The organism is Psychrobacillus sp. BL-248-WT-3 (genome assembly GCF_012843435.1).
GTDB lineage: Bacteria > Bacillota > Bacilli > Bacillales_A > Planococcaceae > Psychrobacillus.
Map to the genome: position 1 here is coordinate 58,431 of NZ_JABAFC010000004.1, position 14,703 is coordinate 73,133.

15 protein-coding genes are annotated in these 14,703 nt (G+C 36.4%); 8 read left to right on the plus strand and 7 right to left on the minus strand.

The genetic code is table 11. The features are described from left to right. Positions 1-241: 241 nt before the first annotated feature. From menC to HF876_RS04000, 4 genes are all read right to left on the minus strand, one after another. Positions 242-1,351: an o-succinylbenzoate synthase gene (menC, locus tag HF876_RS03985; RefSeq protein WP_169358767.1), complete on the minus strand. Its 1,110-nt coding sequence runs from the start codon at positions 1,349-1,351 to the stop codon at positions 242-244. Between the two features lie 26 nt (positions 1,352-1,377). Continuing rightward, positions 1,378-1,668, minus strand: coding sequence for a hypothetical protein (locus HF876_RS03990; protein ID WP_169358768.1), 291 nt, complete (start codon positions 1,666-1,668; stop codon positions 1,378-1,380). A gap of 71 nt (positions 1,669-1,739) precedes the next feature. Next, positions 1,740-2,600, minus strand: coding sequence for an SIS domain-containing protein (locus HF876_RS19235; RefSeq protein ID WP_169358769.1), 861 nt, complete (start codon positions 2,598-2,600; stop codon positions 1,740-1,742). Between the two features lie 336 nt (positions 2,601-2,936). Continuing rightward, the gene (locus tag HF876_RS04000; RefSeq protein ID WP_169358770.1) at positions 2,937-3,086 is read right to left on the minus strand and encodes a hypothetical protein; all 150 of its coding nucleotides are present in this window, start codon (positions 3,084-3,086) and stop codon (positions 2,937-2,939) included. A 209-nt stretch (positions 3,087-3,295) separates the two neighbouring features. On the opposite strand from HF876_RS04000, the gene HF876_RS04005 reads away from it, so the two are divergent. Continuing rightward, positions 3,296-3,493: a hypothetical protein gene (locus HF876_RS04005; RefSeq protein ID WP_169358771.1), complete on the plus strand. Its 198-nt coding sequence runs from the start codon at positions 3,296-3,298 to the stop codon at positions 3,491-3,493. Between the two features lie 21 nt (positions 3,494-3,514). On the opposite strand, the gene HF876_RS04010 is transcribed toward HF876_RS04005, so the two are convergent. Both HF876_RS04010 and HF876_RS04015 read right to left on the minus strand, forming a co-directional pair. Then, positions 3,515-5,506 (minus strand): thioredoxin domain-containing protein, encoded by a 1,992-nt coding sequence (locus tag HF876_RS04010; protein WP_169358772.1) that lies wholly within the window; start codon positions 5,504-5,506, stop codon positions 3,515-3,517. A 261-nt stretch (positions 5,507-5,767) separates the two neighbouring features. After that, on the minus strand, positions 5,768-5,944 hold the full coding sequence (locus HF876_RS04015; RefSeq protein WP_169358773.1) for a hypothetical protein: 177 nt from the start codon (positions 5,942-5,944) through the stop codon (positions 5,768-5,770). Positions 5,945-6,267: 323 nt separating this feature from the next. Here HF876_RS04015 and guaC point away from each other — a divergent pair, with 323 nt between their 5' ends. After that, positions 6,268-7,251, plus strand: coding sequence for a GMP reductase (guaC, locus tag HF876_RS04020; protein ID WP_169358774.1), 984 nt, complete (start codon positions 6,268-6,270; stop codon positions 7,249-7,251). Between the two features lie 116 nt (positions 7,252-7,367). On the opposite strand, the gene HF876_RS04025 is transcribed toward guaC, so the two are convergent. After that, on the minus strand, positions 7,368-8,732 hold the full coding sequence (locus tag HF876_RS04025; protein WP_169358775.1) for an FAD-binding oxidoreductase: 1,365 nt from the start codon (positions 8,730-8,732) through the stop codon (positions 7,368-7,370). Positions 8,733-8,837: 105 nt separating this feature from the next. Between HF876_RS04025 and HF876_RS04030 the strand changes: the two genes are divergently transcribed. Genes HF876_RS04030 through HF876_RS04055 form a run of 6 tightly spaced genes read left to right on the plus strand, consistent with a single transcriptional unit; the run spans position 8,838 to position 14,613 of the window. Beyond that, positions 8,838-9,506, plus strand: coding sequence for a GntR family transcriptional regulator (locus HF876_RS04030; protein ID WP_169358776.1), 669 nt, complete (start codon positions 8,838-8,840; stop codon positions 9,504-9,506). Further along, positions 9,503-10,528 carry a DctP family TRAP transporter solute-binding subunit gene (locus HF876_RS04035; protein WP_169358777.1) on the plus strand — a complete coding sequence of 342 codons (1,026 nt, stop codon included), beginning with the start codon at positions 9,503-9,505 and terminating at the stop codon, positions 10,526-10,528. Before HF876_RS04030 ends, HF876_RS04035 begins: the two co-directional genes overlap by 4 nt. A 21-nt stretch (positions 10,529-10,549) precedes the next feature. Continuing rightward, positions 10,550-11,044 (plus strand): TRAP transporter small permease, encoded by a 495-nt coding sequence (locus HF876_RS04040; protein WP_169358778.1) that lies wholly within the window; start codon positions 10,550-10,552, stop codon positions 11,042-11,044. Continuing rightward, complete coding sequence (locus HF876_RS04045; protein WP_169358779.1) at positions 11,041-12,330, plus strand: TRAP transporter large permease; 1,290 nt, start codon at positions 11,041-11,043, stop codon at positions 12,328-12,330. The genes HF876_RS04040 and HF876_RS04045 overlap by 4 nt, the downstream gene beginning before the upstream one ends. Before the next feature lie 21 nt (positions 12,331-12,351). Beyond that, entirely contained in the window at positions 12,352-13,515 is a 1,164-nt protein-coding gene (locus HF876_RS04050) for an aminotransferase class I/II-fold pyridoxal phosphate-dependent enzyme (RefSeq protein WP_169358780.1), read from the plus strand. A 30-nt stretch (positions 13,516-13,545) separates the two neighbouring features. Next, positions 13,546-14,613: a hypothetical protein gene (locus tag HF876_RS04055; RefSeq protein ID WP_169358781.1), complete on the plus strand. Its 1,068-nt coding sequence runs from the start codon at positions 13,546-13,548 to the stop codon at positions 14,611-14,613. The last annotated feature ends 90 nt before the right edge of the window (positions 14,614-14,703 follow it).

Below are 14,703 nucleotides of genomic sequence, written 5' to 3' on the forward strand. Positions count from 1 at the left end.
CTACAGGTATATTTGAATAGTAGCCTCGAAAAATTTACAAGGTCGTAAAATTTTCGAGGCTTTTTATTTTTGAGTAGAGTTTTGTCCCACCCTCTTTTTAGATGAGAATAAGTAGGAGGGAACAAGTATACGTAATATTTTTTAAAAAGGATTGTTTGTCGAAGAATCATCGAAAAACACATGACAAAAGGGCTGTAAGTGTAGTTTGCACTTACAGCCCTTTTTTAAATGAAGATATTTTCTAGGCTTTAAATTCCCACAAATTCTCGGTGAACTTCTTTATAGATTCTAAGTTCGGCTCGTAGCCTATCCCATAGCCTGTCGGCACTGTAATATATCCATCCTTGGCAACGACTTCAGGAGTAATAATATCCTCCTCCCAATAACGGGATGAACTCGATGTGTCTCCCGGAAACGTAAAGTTAGGTAATGAGGCAAGTGCAATATTATGTGCACGACCAATACCAGCCTCCAGCATTCCACCACACCAAACTGGTATATTTTTTTCTAAGCAATAGTCATGAATTTTTTTTGCTTCTGTAAGTCCCCCGACGCGACTTATTTTTATATTAATAACTTTAGCGCTACCTAATTCTATGGCTTTCTTTACATCTTCAAGTGACAGGATGCTTTCGTCTAAGCAAATAGGTGTTTTAATTTCTCGTTGAAGTTTTGAGTGGTCAACTATATCATCGTAACCTAAAGGCTGCTCGATCATTAAAAGATTATATTGATCAAGCTGCCTAAATATTTCTATGTCATCTAAGGTATAGGCTGAATTAGCATCTGCCATTAAAGGTAATTCGGGAAACGCTTCTCTTAGAGCAGAGATTAAAGAAATATCGCTTCCGGGTTTAATTTTCACTTTAATACGTTTATACCCTGCCTGCACGTAATTCTTTACGACACTTATAAGTTCATCAGAACTCTTTTGTAAGCCAATGCTGACTCCCACTTCGATATTTTTGAAGGTCCCACCAAGTGCTTGAGATAAAGGAAGACTATTTCTTTTTGCGTAAAGATCCCAAACAGCACCTTCTATCGCAGCCTTAGCCATATTGTTTTTACGAATAGGGGAAAATATAGCAGACACTTCATCTGGGTGATTTATATTCCTATTTAATAGTAACGGGATTAAGAAATCCTTTATAATATGTAAATTAGTTTGAAAGGTTTCCTCGTTATACCAAGGGGCATGAAAGGCGGTAGACTCACCCCAGCCGGTATTTCCACTTTCGTCCATAACTTCGACTAATAAAAAAGGCTTCTCCTGTATACTGCCAAAGCTTGTTACAAACGAATTTTTCATCGTCATATTTAGATGATGTAATTTTACTTTTTTTATAATCATTTTTATAGAGCTCCTTAATTGGGAGGTTATTTCATTTTTTTTATAAACTGATAATAATTCACCGGTTCGTTAGTTTTACGAACAGCAATTATGGAATAATTTTCAATGAATAGAGTTTGTATGATTTTTCTAATCTGAAGGTCCCATTTTAATGCTAGATCAGGCTCTGTGACCCGCATTTCTTGAATCAGTTGAGGAATTGGCACTTCATAAGCTTCCTCAGTCGGTACAAATATGCGTGGCTCGATTAAGACAGGATAATTATTTTCTGTAAAGTCAATGTGAAAAGGCTGTGTAAACTTTGTATTCTCCGGCATCGATTATCCTCCGCTTTCTTACTCTTAATCTACCACTTTTTATACTTAATTTCATTGATATCCTACTAAAATTAAGAATTTTCATCGGCACCTTCAAAAAGAAAATGACTTGGGATACTTTGATACATCAGCTGTCTATTTTTAAAGGCATCCTTTTGTTCCACTATTAACCCTGAAACAATAGCATTCATAAAAGAAAACAAAGGTGCAACGGCATCAAAGGTTGACTTGTTTTGTGTAGATACTGGGAATAACACATCGCTATATTCATGTATAGGGGCAAGCATAGAATCACTTATGCCAATAATATAAGCCTTTTGCTTTCTAACTAATTCTGCAATTTGAAGCGTTTCTTTCAAATAACGGTGAAACGATATAATAATTACTACCGAATTTGAATTCATGCTAGCAATGGTCCTAATCACATCTTCTGTGTCCGGTCTCATAAAGTGAACATTTTCTTTTACTAAACCAATTGAAAAGGAAAGCCAATTGGCGGCAGGGTAGGAGGTACGAAGGCCTAATACATATATTGATTTTGCCTTTGAAAGTCTTTGTACGGCTGCGTAATAAGATGCGGCATCTATTTGGTCCATAGTAGCTTGAATAGATTGAATATCTTTTTCCATGACTTGTCTATGAAAGCTTTCTTCCTTAGATAATTCAATTTCTGTGTATTGGTAAGGACTGGTTGAGGATTCGTTGATAAAATAATGTTCACGCATAAGCTTTTGAAGTTCTACATAACCGGAAAAGCCAAGTGTATAGGAAAATCGAATAACAGTAGATTCACTTATTCCTATTCTTCCTCCTAATTCGGCAGCCGAACAAAGCGCTATATCCCGAGGATGATCTAATACATAAGTAGCCATTTTTTTTTGGCTTTTAGACATAGTAACAAAATTTTCACGGATAAGATTTTGTAATTGCACGGGGTTCTCCTTTTGAAGTTAAGGCGTTATTTTTTATGTCGTTTGAAGGTTAAGCTTCAATTTCTGATAATGCTTAATTTATCATAATATTCCATTCATTACAATTACTTTTTTTAGATAGGAGTTTTAAATAGTGTATATCAATGTATATATATAAAATCCTTTTTTTATAAAGGACACAAACCATAAGGTACAGAATATTCTTATTTATAGGAGAAAGTTGATTGATTTATGTTTTAAGTCAACGGTTTTAGCTAATCCAATCAAGTTCATAAAAATTTCACAACTGCATTTCCGCACAACCCAATAAAAAACCCCACGTATGGTGGGGGATAGTTATTTATTCTCTTTTTTCTCCTGAACTATTTTTTCTTCTTCGTCAAAAAATGGACAGCCTTCTCCAATCATATTAAGGGAGGCAATTTCATCTAAATCTTGCCTTCTTTTCATTTCATTAGAATCAACAGGATTTGAATTTGAGCTCAACCAATATCCCCTCTCAACTTTTACTTCAATATATTCTAGTGGAAAAGAAAAAAGTCCAAAAAAAAATTTCGTTCTGTAAATTGAGGCTAAAATTCTATTATTTATGCGTATATCATCGCATTATGTCATAATCACGATATATATTTAATTCTGAAAATTGCAGAAAAAAGTAGATAGAGTAAAATAATAAAAAAGAAGGAGGTCTATTAATGTCGGTTCAACATTTTGTAGATGGAATGAATAAAAGTATAATTCATGTGGAAAAGTCAGTAGAACAAATGGTGCATCAAACTAGCATGACAAAAATCGACCAGCAACAAATAATGCGAGCTTTAATTGAGTTGAGTGAAAAAGTAAAGCTGATTGAGATGTATATTCACATACCCAAAAAAGAAGACCACTCTTGATGTCTTCTCCTTGGAATTTATTTATGTTATTTCTTTAATGACTTTTTCTATATCTTTAAGTGGTGCATGGCAACTATTATTTTGACAAATTTCTACCGACAAGGTTTCTAAAGGCGCTGTGGTTGACCAAATATCAAACGGTCTATATGTTGTCTGAAGCACCTTTAAGATATCGCTTATTGGGTTACCAATTAACTTAATTTCTCTTCCTTTGCTATTTAATGTCTGGAATGCCATTAGCGAAGACAATAGAGAGGTAGGATAAAGTGTAATTTCCTCTGCAAAAGTGGAAATAGTATTTTCAGCTAGTTGAAGCATGTCTGGATTGTCGGTAATTTTAGCTAACCTCCAAAACTGCCAAGCGATTGTCCCGTTCCCAGCAGGAATAATTTGATCCATAATTATTTTTTCTCGAACAATTAGTTTTTCTCCACGCGTACTCGTAAAATAAAATCCACCATTTACTTCATCTTTAAAGTTGTCCATGATCTCTGAGGCTATCTGTTTTGCCTTCTCTAAATACTCTTCCTCATCCGTTGCTTCATAAAGCTCAACATATGCCCACAACAAATTTGCATAATCATCCAAATAAGCAACGTTCTTCGCTTCACCATCTCTATAAGTTGCGTATAAAACGTTTTCCTTAATAAGATGATTTTCAATAAATTGCAAAGCTCTTTTTGCAGAGCTTATAAAGTGAGGATTCGTAAAAGCTGCTCCAGCTTTGGCGAGAGCGGCAGCCATTAATCCATTCCATGAGGTAATTATTTTGTCGTCAATATGTGGGTAGGGCCTGTTCTGACGATGCTCTAATAGAATAGCTTTAGAAGCATCTAATCGTTCTTCCAATTCATCCTCCGATATATTAAATTCCTCTAGAATAGAAGCAATATCAGTATAGATTAAATTAGGTATATTTCTTCCATCAAAATTACCTTCTTCTGTAATATCATAGGATCTTGCAAAAAGTGTACCTTCATCCTCACCCAAGACTTGTATTACTTCCTGAAAAGACCAAACATAATAAGTTCCTTCTTCACCTTCACTGTCCGCATCAATTGCAGAATAGAATGGACCTTCGGGATGAGTCATTTCTCGTTCAACAAATTTAACAGTGTTGTATACGACTTCTTCATACTGAGGGATTCTAGTAATTTGATAAGCCTCCGTATATGCCATTAAAAGTAATGCCTGGTCGTAGAGCATTTTCTCAAAATGTGGAGTAAGCCACATTTCATCCGTTGAGTATCTAGCAAATCCACCACCAAGATGATCGGAAATTCCACCACGAGCAATACCGTCCAATGTAATTTCAACCATATGAAGGGCATCATCCTCATTAGTTTCATGATAATACCTCATTAAAAAGAGCAGCTGTAGAGGGGAGGGAAACTTAGGTTCTTTACCGAAGCCTCCGTGCTGAGAATCGAACATACCAGCTAACTGATGAAAGGCAGTTTCTATTATATTTGGCTCTATAGCTGTATGGTTGTTAGTTGTATTAGTTACTTGAAAGGCTTCTATTAGTTTTTCACTTACTTCTTCTAGTTGATCAAATTCATTTTCATATGCTTTATGTAAGCGAGGCAATAAATCTAACAGTCCGGGTTTCCCGTATTTTTGTTCCTTTGGAAAATAGGTTCCCGCGTAAAAAGGCTTTTGGTCAGGCGTTAGAAAAACATGGAGTGGCCAGCCGCTTTCTCCAGTTAGCATTTGACAAATAGTCATATATATCGAGTCAATATCCGGTCTTTCTTCACGATCTACTTTAATCGATATGAAATGCTTATTTAATATGTCAGCGACCTCTTGATCCTTGAACGATTCTCTTTCCATTACGTGACACCAGTGGCATGTACTATAGCCAATGCTTACAAACAGAGGCTTGTTTTCCTTGTGAGCTTTTTCAAAAGCTTCCTCTCCCCATGGAAACCAATCAACAGGATTATTGGCATGCTGAAGTAAATAGGGAGATTTTTCTTTGGATAATCTATTGTGACATTGTGACGACATGAACATCCCACTTTCTGTCTTTAAATGATATTAAATACTTTACCCTTACTGCTAATTAGTTACTCTTTATTTGTTGAAAATATCTCTAGTATAGATGAATTTTAGTGGCATCAATTTCATAATTTTTCTATGTAAATAAAGCGAAACTTTATAGAAAATAAAATGACTAAAGTCTTTTAATAACTTATAGGAGCTAAGTTTTATTGATGAAGAAAAAAAGAATCCTGTTTACGCTTAGGTAAACAGGATTCTTTACAATTGCTAAATACTTACGCCGAGTGACACAAGTAAATAGTTGAGGGATACGATTGCTACAGATATGTGCAATAAAACCGTTAACCAGTTTTTTTGTGTCCCTTGAAAGTCTTGTACTAGCATAGCTACTGACCATATAAAAATAAATAGGTAAGCAAACTGTAATAGTATAGCTGGCAACATAATAAAAACCTCCTCTCTCTTAACATATGAAATAGATTAGTAATGGATTCCGCTCGTGCCTGTCTACAAAATAATTTCTTAATTCACACGAGTAGGCACTATTTGATTTACGGGTTAGTTATAAACCTTTTTATTTACTATATATCGCTCCTTCACGTTATTTTCATGCCCTTTCATACAAATGCTCCTATGTCTTCGTTCCTAATATTCATGTTTTTCTCTAAAAGTCTTTGACAAGAGTGGAGAAATCATGTAAATTATCAAATGGGCGAACAATTACCTTAGTTTTTAATATAAATATTCGTGTTTGGGAGTGTTGAGGCGTGGAAAACGTATTTGATTATGAGGATATTCAATTAATTCCTGCGAAATGTGTGGTTAACAGTCGTTCGGAATGTGATACGACAGTTTCGTTAGGTGGGTATAAATTTAAATTACCGGTAGTCCCTGCAAACATGCAAACAATTATAGACGAAAAAATAGCTTTGTATTTAGCTGAAAAAGGATACTTTTATATCATGCACCGATTTCAGCCAGAAAAGCGTATAGATTTTATTAAGGATATGCAATCTAAAGGCTTGATTGCTTCGATAAGTGTCGGTGTCAAAGAGGAAGAATATCATTTCATAGAGGAATTAGCGAGCAAGTCATTAGTGCCTGAATTTATTACAATAGATATTGCACATGGTCATTCTAATGCCGTGATTAATATGATTAAGCATATTAAAAGTTATTTGCCAAAAAGCTTTGTGATTGCAGGAAATGTAGGAACTCCAGAGGCTGTACGGGAGTTAGAAAATGCTGGAGCAGACGCTACTAAAGTTGGGATTGGACCAGGTAAGGTTTGTATTACAAAGATTAAAACAGGCTTTGGAACTGGTGGATGGCAGTTAGCTGCATTACGCTGGTGTGCAAAAGCTGCTAGTAAACCAATCATAGCGGATGGCGGTATTCGTACACATGGCGATATAGCTAAATCTGTTCGATTTGGTGCATCCATGGTAATGGTCGGTTCACTTTTTGCTGGTCATGAGGAATCTCCTGGAGTTACGATTGAAAAAGATGGAAAACGTTTTAAAGAATACTTCGGATCTGCTTCTGAATTTCAAAAAGGCGAGAAGAAAAACGTCGAAGGTAAAAAAATGTTCGTCGAGCATAAAGGACATCTTGAGGATACTTTAAGAGAAATGGAGCAGGATTTACAATCTTCCATTTCGTATGCAGGCGGAAACAAATTGGACGCTATTCGTAATGTAGATTATGTCGTTGTGAAAAACTCCATTTTTAATGGAGATAAGGTATATTAATTTTAAAAAAAGGACTGCACAGTGAATTAAACTGAGCAGTCCTTTTAAATTTACTCGAAAGCATATATTACTACTTTCTACTAATTATTCGTGTTATTACATAAAAATACGAAGAACTAAATAAATATTTTCCCAGGGTTTAAAATTCCATTTGGATCAAATAATAATTTAATAGACTTCATTAGCTCCACTGCCTCACCATGCTCCTTAAGCTGGTATTTCATTTTACCGACTCCAACTCCGTGCTCCCCTGTACAACTGCCACCTAAGTCTATTGCTTTTAAAGCAATCTGATCATTTGTATACTTGGCTTTTGCTACTTCTGTTGTATCGTTAGGGTCGTACATGACCATCGTGTGGAAATTACCATCACCAACATGTCCGAAGACGCCACCTAGGAGACCACTTTCCTCTATTAGCGTGCGACCAAAAACGACCATTTCTGCTAGCTTAGAGATAGGCACACATGCGTCAGCTCCAGTGTTATCTTTTCCTTTAATATGCTTATAGGCATAAGAGAGCTCATGACGAGCCTTCCAAATGTCAGCTCGGTCTTTTGGGGAATTGGCGCGCTCCCAATTGCTGCATCCTAAATCCTTCATTAACTCTTCAACTACTGTTGCTTCTTCTTCCACGATATTCGGAGTACCTGCAAATTCAAAGAATAGAGAGTGCTCTTCTGGGAATCCATAATCCCCATATACATTTACTTGTTTTATACTTTCAGCATCTACTAATTCCATTCTAAGTACCGGAATCCCACACGATAAAACTGCTTGAGCAGCTTCTGCACAGCTCCCAGGTGTTTCAAATGTACAACGAGCAGCAATCACTTTCTCTGGAATACCGTGGAGTTTTAAAGTAACCTTTGTAATTACTCCTAACGTTCCTTCTGATCCAGCCATAATTCCATTTAAGTTATAGCCTGAGGAAGATTTTTTTGCCTTGGATCCTGTATGAATAACGGTACCATTTGCTAGAACAACTTCTAAATCTAAAATTTGATCTCTCATTGAGCCGTATCGTACAGCGGTCGTTCCACTTGCATTATTTGCGACCATCCCTCCAATGGAGGCATCAGCACCAGGATCAATTGGAAAGTATAGACCGTGCTTATTAACAAAATGGTTTAGCTGTAGACGAGTGATACCTGGCTCCACAGTAACCATCATATCCTCAGGATTAAATTCTATTATTTTTTTCATATTATCAAAACTAATAGAAATCCCCTTGTGAATTGGAATAGCTTGACCTTCAAGGCCAGAACCAGCGCCATATGGAGTAACAGGTACTTTATGTTCATTAGCTATTTTAAGAACGGTCACAATGTCCTCTACACTATCCGGGAACAATACAAAATCTGGCTCCACAAAAGGGTGGGAGGATTCATCTCGACTATGTCTATATAATTCTGATTCACTTTTACTTATTTTCTCTTTTCCTAGTACCTCTTCAAATTGGTCAAATAGATGTGCTTCCATAAATGACAATCCTCCTGTATATCTAAAAATTCAAAATATTTATTTACAATAATATTAACATAATATATTATTCATGTATACAGTATACAGGAAGGAGAAATTATTTTGAAAAAGCTTTCTCCAAAAGAATCTTTAGCTGATCAAGCGTTTAATGCATTAAAGGACGCTATCATTAGTGGAAAACTAGCGCAGCAGGAAGAATTACCGGAAGAAAAGCTAGCGTTAGATTTAGGGATTAGTCGAACTCCCCTGCGTGAAGCTTTAAAAAGATTAGCAGCTGAGGGTCTAGTAGAAGTAAATAAGGCTAAACCGGCTATTGTAGCAACCTTTACAAAAGAAGACGGGCTACACTATATGGAAATACGTAGATTATTAGAAATATATAATATTGACCAAAATGCAAATTATATTTCCGAGGAGGTATTGTGTGCACTAGAAGAAAATCTTGTGGAGCAATTAACTTCCATTAAAGAAGAAAGATACAACACGTTTAACGACTTAGATCAACAGTTTCATTTGCTGATTGGAAGTATAGGACCCAACAGAAAGCTGGGTGAACTGATAAATGATGCTAATGCTGGAAGTAATCGTGCTTTTCTGATTCTTTCCAATACATTAGAGGTCAGCGCAGAGGAGGCTTATTATGAGCATGAAGAGATAGTACGGGCACTGAGAGTACAAGATAATGATTTGGCTAAACAACTTATGGCAATTCACCTAGATAATGTAGAAAGAAGATTTTTATTATATTTCAATGAGGAGGAAAAGAAATGAAAAAATTATTAGCTATACTACTGATCACTTTACTTACGTTAAGCGCATGTGGAAGACCATCTACAAATACGTCAACGTCTAGCTCAGGGGAGGAGCAAGATCAATATACACTTCGAATTGCATACTTAGTATCGGAGGAGCAATCTACTCATCTAGCTGCTAAGTCTTTTAAAGAAAAATTGGAGAAAGAATCGGATGGACGTTTAAAAGTTGAACTATATGCAAATGGTCAATTGTATCCTTCCGACCGAGAAGGAATTGAAGCGGTACAGTTAGGTAATATTGAAATGACTATTCCAGCGGTTGCGCCATTAGCTTCTTTCAATAAAAAGTTTATGGTTTTTGACTTGCCATTTTTGTTTAATGATCATGATGCGGCATATCGTGCGCTTGATGGAGAATTAGGAGATCAGCTGCTTGCGGAATTAGAGAGCAATGATATGAAGGGACTTGTTTTTGCTGAAAATGGATTCCGTCATATGTCTAATAATGAGGGACCGATAGAAGGAATAGCCGATTTAAAGGGTTTAAAGTATCGCACACTAGAAAATCCGGTACATACAGACACATTTAAAGCTTTTGGTGCCAATGCCTCTCCATTTGCTTTTGGGGAATTATACACGGCACTGCAACAAAATACATATGAAGCAATGGAATCACCCATTTCTTTATATTATACAAACAAGTTTTACGAGGTTCAGGAATACCTAACTTTAACTAGCCACGTCTATGCTGCAACTATTTTGTTGATGAACAATGACTTCTTTAATAGTTTACCAGACGATTTGCAGGAGCTAGTGCAAACTGCTTCTGAAGAGTATCGAACAGAGCAACGTGAAATTGCCCAAAAGCAAGATGTAGAATTTCTTGAGAAATTGAAGCAGGAAGGTATGAAAGTAAATGAATTGACGGAAGAGCAACGTAACGAATTCAAGGACGCAACTCAATCAGTTTATGATAAATATGTATCTGAAATCGGGGAAGATCTTGTCAAAATGGCAGAGGAAGCAAACAACCAATAATAAAACAGGGGTGAAATGTATATGCTAAAGAAATTTGCAAGGTTCGAAGAAATAATGCTAGTACTTTCCCTTGGTTTAATGGTAGCTCTTATTTTTGGTCAAGTAATAGGCCGATATGTCTTCTCCTCCGCACCAAGCTGGACCGAAGAAATGGCTCGGTATATTCATATATTTCAAGTATGGATAGGTGCAAGTTATGCAGTTAAGTTAAGACAGCACATTCGTGTGGAAGCATTTATCACCCGCTTCCACGGCGTTTTTCGTCAGGAGCTTGAGATTTTATCGATAGTAATTTGGTTTGTAATGGCACTGTTTTTAGCTGTGTTTGGTACAGAACTTGTTTTAAGTAGTATTAATCATGGACAGCTGGCTCCAGCTATGCAAATACCAATTTGGATTCCATATTTAGCTATACCACTTGGTGGGATTGGGATGGCTATTCGGTTAGTCATTCAAGTAAAAGAAGTAATACAAGGCAATTACGACAAACCAAAGGATGAGGAGATTATGCTATGACGGTAGCTCTTTTGTTCGGTACTTTGTTTATCTGCCTATTAATCGGAGTTCCCATCGCCATCTCCTTAGGTGTTTCTGCACTAGTTGCCATTTATTTCGGTTCTAATCTTCCACTCGGTATTATAGCCCAAAAAGCTTTTACATCCTTGGATTCATTCCCGCTATTAGCAATCCCTTTCTTTATGCTAGCTGGAGTATTAATGAGTAAAGGGGGAGTTTCCAAAAGATTGCTGGACGTAGCTACTGCTTTAGTAGGTTGGGTAGTAGGGGGATTGTCTTTAGTAACCATAGTAGCATCCATGTTTTTTGCCGCTATTTCGGGATCAGGACCTGCAACGGTAGCAGCAATTGGTGGTTTTATGATTCCTGAAATGAAAAACAAAAAGTATGACGGCGGGTTCGCGGCTTCTGTATCTGCTTCAGCAGGATCTATAGGCGTAATTATTCCACCTAGTATTCCATTTGTGTTGTATGGGGTAATAGGAAGTGTATCTGTAGGAAGCATGTTCCTAGCAGGGATATTACCAGGTATTATTATTGGTATAGGTTTAATGATCACTGCGTATGTTATTGCTAAAAAACGTGGCTATAAGTCCGAGGGAAGTGCACGCTTCTCGTTTAAGGATGTGTTAAAAGCTACATACGATGCCAAGTGGGCATTGCTTATCCCAGTTATTATTTTGGGTGGGATTTATGGGGGCTTCTTTTCGCCAACGGAAGCTGCAGTAGTTGCAGTAGTCTACGCTTTAATTATCGGCTTGTTTGTTTACAAGGAGCTTACGTGGAAATCGGTATTTGAATGCTTCCGTGAAGCAGTCGTTATTAATGCTACTACGATGATTATTATTGGTCTTTCCGTATCCTTTGCATATTTCATGACTTTAGAACAGGTGCCCAATGATATTTCTTCTTTCTTGACTGAATTATCTACCAATCCAATTGTCATTTTACTAGCTATTAATATCATACTATTAATAGTAGGAATGTTTATCGATACAATATCTGCTTTAGTCATCCTAACACCAATTCTTTTGCCGATTGTTATTGCAGTCGGTGTCGACCCCATTCATTTTGGGGTAATATTAGTTGCTAACTTAGCAATTGGTTTTATCACACCACCTCTTGGAGTAAACCTATTTGTAGCTTCTAGTGTTGGTAATGTGAAGTTTGAAAGAATAGTAATGGCCATTATCCCATTTTTGTTCAGCATGATTGTTTGCTTAATCCTTATCACCTTCTTACCGAGTTTATCTTTATGGCTTCCGAGTATTCTAAGTAATAAATAATTGTGAAAGAAGGGTAATTATATGTCTTTACAACTTAACCCACGTGCGATAGCACTTGAACAACCTGGTATTCGTCAGTTCTCGAACCAGCTAGTTAATTTCCCAAATGCAGTTAATCTAACAATAGGACAACCAGATTTCCCTACTCCACAGGCAGTGAAGGATGCAGGAATACACGCTATTCAAAATGATTTGACTGGTTATTCTCACAATGCTGGGTTAATAGAGTTAAGAGAAGCTGTTAATAATTTTTTTACAGATAAATATGGTTTTTCCTACAACCCAACTAAAGAAATTGTCATCACAAACGGTGCGAGTGAAGCTATCGATACAGTTTTTCGAACTATTTTAGAAGAAGGCGACGAGGTTATATTGCCGGCTCCGATATACTCGGGCTATGAACCTGTTATTAAATTTTGTGGCGCTAAGATCGTTTATTTAGATACAACTAATACAGGTCTACAGCCTTCAGCAGATGAATTAGAGAAGCTTATTACAGATAAAACGAAGGCTATTTTGTTTAATAATCCTTCAAACCCTACTGGCATGGTTATCGAAAAGCAGGTAATGGATCAGCTAGTGGAAATGTTAAAGGATAAAGAGGTTTATATTGTCTCCGATGAAATTTATAGTGAGAATACATTTTTAGGAGAGCATGTTTCGTTTGCTTCCTATCCGGAGCTGCGAGACAAATTATTTTATATCCATGGGGTTTCTAAGTCGCATTCGATGACTGGCTGGAGGATTGGATTCATATTAGGTCCTGAGAAAATTATGGAGCATGTGTTAAAAGTACATCTTTACAATTCTATTTGTGCTTCTTTGCCATCACAGTACGGTGCACTAGAGGCTTTAACCAATTCCAAGGATATCCCAAGCGCAATGAATATTGAGTATGTAACAAGACGTGACTATGTATATGATCGCTTGTTAAAGATGGGTCTTCCTGTCATTAAGCCGAATGGTGCATTTTATATTTTTCCTTCCATAGAACGTTTAGGTATGAAATCTTTTGATTTTGCAACGAAGCTACTACATGAAGGTGGAGTAGCGGTAGTTCCTGGCAGTACCTTTACACCTTATGGAGAAGGCTATATTCGAATTTCCTATGCTTATTCCATGGCCGTATTAGAAGAGGGTTTAAATCGTTTAGAACGTTTTATAGAAAAAATTCAGTCCCAATGAATTCTATTACATGACGAAATGGAGAATACAATGAAAAAAGTAATTACGTATTCACTTGCACTTGGAATTTTTAGTAGTGTTATACTCGGTCCCGTAGCGAATGTACAGGCAGCGTCTTTAACAAAAGCGGAAGCTCTAGTTCAGAGAGCGGAGAAAGAAGCAACCGCTTTAAAATGGCAAATTTCTATTGAACATACCCAGTCTATTAAAACTCCTGATATGAAGGTATTCAATTCAACTAAATCTGCTTATCTAGCGGCACAAAAAGAGATTTCCTCGATAAGTGATTCAGCTAAAAGGGCAGAATTAGAAAAAAAATTAGAAGAAACAGCTGGAATCCATTATAAACGCTCCATGGGGTATGTGGATGCTATTACGTCCGGCAATAAAATTCAGAAGCTGGCTAACACTCTACAGCAAGAGTATAGAAAGGATCCAAGCTCTAAGCTTACGGAAACTGCCTATCATGCATTATCAGAGGAAATTAGAAAGCAAGGAAAGCTTCTTTATAGAGTTTATGGTAAGTCAACACGTGAAGCTTTTATTGCTCAATATAAGAGTCCTGCTGAACAGATGCTACTTAATGTAAAATCTGCAAAGATAGCGAAAGGCTTAATAACTAAGCTGGACCAGGCTATTCAAAAGAAAACCAAGCAAGACTCCATTCTAAACGAGTTGTTTTTAACTTTAGAATCCATTAAAGATGATACGATGTATTATCGACTATTTGAAGAATATAGCAAGGTCATGCGAAAGGATATAAATTTTGTTGCACAAGAAAAAGACTTCAACATTTATTTTGGTCAAATGAACCAACTGATCAATAAAAAAGATGTAACGGGAGTCTTCTCGTTATACGGTAAGGATTTTCCAGACTATGAATTTTTAAAAGAGGATATCCAGACTTCCTTCAATGAAAATGATACAAAATTCGAACTGTTAAACGTTTATGTCTACTCCATCATTAGTGGCTATGCCTATGTGGAAGTTGAGGACCTTGCTACTACAGGAAACAAAAAGGAAACTATTATAAACGTATATCTATTGAAAAAAGAAAATAAGGAATGGAAAATTGTCGATATTTTTACTCCTTACTAACTATTTTATTCAAACAACCAACGAGAGAAAACTTGTTGGTTGTTATTTTATATTCCAAGAATGTTAAAATGAATGATATGAAAATTCAAA

Coding starts and splice junctions, on each gene's coding strand:
- menC (WP_169358767.1), bottom strand. CDS start 1,351: ATGATTATAAAAAAAGTAAAATTACATCATCTAAATATGACGATGAAA.
- HF876_RS03990 (WP_169358768.1), bottom strand. CDS start 1,668: ATGCCGGAGAATACAAAGTTTACACAGCCTTTTCACATTGACTTTACA.
- HF876_RS04005 (WP_169358771.1), top strand. CDS start 3,296: ATGTCGGTTCAACATTTTGTAGATGGAATGAATAAAAGTATAATTCAT.
- HF876_RS04010 (WP_169358772.1), bottom strand. CDS start 5,506: ATGTCGTCACAATGTCACAATAGATTATCCAAAGAAAAATCTCCCTAT.
- HF876_RS04015 (WP_169358773.1), bottom strand. CDS start 5,944: ATGTTGCCAGCTATACTATTACAGTTTGCTTACCTATTTATTTTTATA.
- HF876_RS04025 (WP_169358775.1), bottom strand. CDS start 8,732: ATGGAAGCACATCTATTTGACCAATTTGAAGAGGTACTAGGAAAAGAG.
- HF876_RS04035 (WP_169358777.1), top strand. CDS start 9,503: ATGAAAAAATTATTAGCTATACTACTGATCACTTTACTTACGTTAAGC.
- HF876_RS04040 (WP_169358778.1), top strand. CDS start 10,550: ATGCTAAAGAAATTTGCAAGGTTCGAAGAAATAATGCTAGTACTTTCC.
- HF876_RS04045 (WP_169358779.1), top strand. CDS start 11,041: ATGACGGTAGCTCTTTTGTTCGGTACTTTGTTTATCTGCCTATTAATC.
- HF876_RS04050 (WP_169358780.1), top strand. CDS start 12,352: ATGTCTTTACAACTTAACCCACGTGCGATAGCACTTGAACAACCTGGT.
- HF876_RS04055 (WP_169358781.1), top strand. CDS start 13,546: ATGAAAAAAGTAATTACGTATTCACTTGCACTTGGAATTTTTAGTAGT.